Source organism: Mycobacterium sp. UM_CSW, assembly GCF_000455205.1.
Lineage (GTDB): Bacteria > Actinomycetota > Actinomycetes > Mycobacteriales > Mycobacteriaceae > Mycobacterium.
Genome location: NZ_AUWQ01000125.1, coordinates 1 through 1,982, shown reverse-complemented (window position 1 = coordinate 1,982; position 1,982 = coordinate 1). Strand labels below are relative to the sequence as shown.

Genomic DNA, 1,982 nt, shown 5'->3' with positions numbered 1-1,982 from the left:
CCGTAGAGGCGGCATTCTGCAGCTGCACGCTGCCGCCGGCCCCGCCGTCCCCGCCGGCGCTGAACAGCAGGCCGCCATTCCCGCCGGGTCCGCCGGCCCCGCCGGCTCCGAACGCGTTGAATCCGCCCGCGCCGCCGGCCCCACCGCGGCCCAACAGCGGGTCACCGGAATTGCCGCCGGCCCCACCGGACCCGGCGGCCATGGTCGCTGTGCCCGGGCCGCCCGCCCCGCCGGCCCCGCCGTAGCCCAGCAGCCCCGACGGGCCGCCATTACCCCCGGCCTGGCCGGGCCCGCCGGAGCCACCGGCGCCGCCGTTGCCCAACAGCCAGCCGCCACCCTGACCGTTTTGCCCCGTCCCCGGCATCCCGTTGGCGCCGTTGCCGATCAGCGGGCGGTCGGTGAGCGCCAGGAAGGGCGCATTGATCACGTTGAGCACGTCCTGCCCGATCGTCTGCGCCGGGCTGGCCGCAACCGCCGCAACGTTGGCGGCCTCGGCGCTGGCATAGGACCCCGCGCCCGCGGCCAACGTTTGGACGAACCGCTCGTGAAACGCCGCCGCTTGGGCGCTCAGCGCCTGAAACAGTTGACCGTGCTCGGAAAACAACGATGCGATCGCCGACGACACCTCATCGCCGGCGGCGGCCAGCACCGCGGAGGTCGGGGCCGCGGCCGCCGAACTGGCCGCGGTCAGCGACGAGCCGATGCCCGCCACATCCGCTGCGGCCGCCGTCAACACGTCCGTCGCTGCGATGACGTACGACATAGCGAGCCTCCGCCCAAACGCCGGCTACCGATAGTCCGTGGCCGGGAGTATTCCATCTATTTGGCATCGTTCAACAAGGATTAGCCGAACTTTGAGTATCCATCGTCGGCGGGCGGAAGCAGTGGCGCGGAGGATGGCTGACGTCGCTGAACACGTTGCCGTTCCGTCGTGTTCAATCAAGCCATGTTGAGCCTGGAAGAGATTTCCGACCGCTTAGAGATCCAGCAGCTGCTGGTGGACTACTCCACCGCCATCGACAACCGCCGATTCGACGACCTGGACGAGGTCTTCACGCCCGACGCCTACATCGACTATCGGGCGCTGGGGGGCATCGACGGCCATTTCCCCGAGGTGAAGAAGTGGTTGTCCGAGGTGTTGCCGACCTTCCCCGTGTACGCGCACATGCTCGGGAACTTCTCGGTGCGCATCGATGGCGACACCGCCTCGTCTCGGGTGATCTGCTTCAACCCGATGGTGCTGCCGGGCGAGAGCGACCAGGCGCTGTTTTGCGGGCTCTGGTACGACGACGAGTTCGTGCGGACCGCCGAGGGCTGGCGGATGACGCGCCGGGTGGAGACGAAAGTCTTCCAGAAGGTGATGTAGGCGGATTTCTGGGGCGCGGCCCTGTTCTGGCACAATGGGCGGCTGTCCGCCGCGCGATTACGGCCGCCCGGTGGTCACACACGCGAGGCAAAACCGGACCCCGGCATCCCGCTCGGGTCGCTGAATTGCAGCGTGACACATCTAGGAGAAGTCGCTTAACCATGGCTGTGAAGATCAAGCTGACCCGGCTTGGCAAGATCCGCAATCCGCAATACCGCATCGCCGTCGCCGACGCTCGGACCCGCCGCGACGGCCGCTCGATCGAGGTCATCGGCCGGTATCACCCGAAGGAAGACCCGAGCCTGATCGAGATCAACTCCGAGCGCGCCCAGTACTGGCTTTCGGTGGGCGCCCAGCCGACCGAGCCGGTCCTCAAGCTGTTGAAGATCACCGGCGACTGGCAGAAGTTCAAGGGGCTGCCCGGCGCCGAGGGCAGCCTGCAGGCCGCGCCGCCCAAGCCGTCCAAGCTGGAGCTGTTCAACGCCGCGCTGGCCGAGGCCGACGGCGCGCCCACCACCGAGGCCGCCAAGCCGAAGAAGAAGGCGCCGGCCAAGAAGGCCGCCAAGGCCGCCGAGGCTCCCGAAGCCGCTGAAGCGGCTGCCGAGCCCGCCGCCGA

The 1,982-nt window shown here is 68.9% G+C and carries 3 protein-coding genes; 2 read left to right on the top strand and 1 reads right to left on the bottom strand.

Annotation, left to right across the window (positions count from 1 at the left end; genetic code table 11):
• Nucleotides 1–763, bottom strand: a 763-nt coding sequence (locus N415_RS28495) for a PE family protein (protein WP_152531627.1), incomplete at its 3' end; no start/stop codon positions are given.
• A 183-nt stretch (nt 764–946) separates the two neighbouring features.
• Between N415_RS28495 and N415_RS28490 the strand changes: the two genes are divergently transcribed.
• Nucleotides 947–1,366: a nuclear transport factor 2 family protein gene (locus tag N415_RS28490; RefSeq protein ID WP_068113447.1), complete on the top strand. Its 420-nt coding sequence runs from the start codon at nt 947–949 to the stop codon at nt 1,364–1,366.
• 161 nt (nt 1,367–1,527) lie between these two features.
• Nucleotides 1,528–1,982 (top strand): 30S ribosomal protein S16 (rpsP, locus tag N415_RS28485; RefSeq protein ID WP_068189097.1); only part of this gene is annotated, 455 nt, incomplete at its 3' end.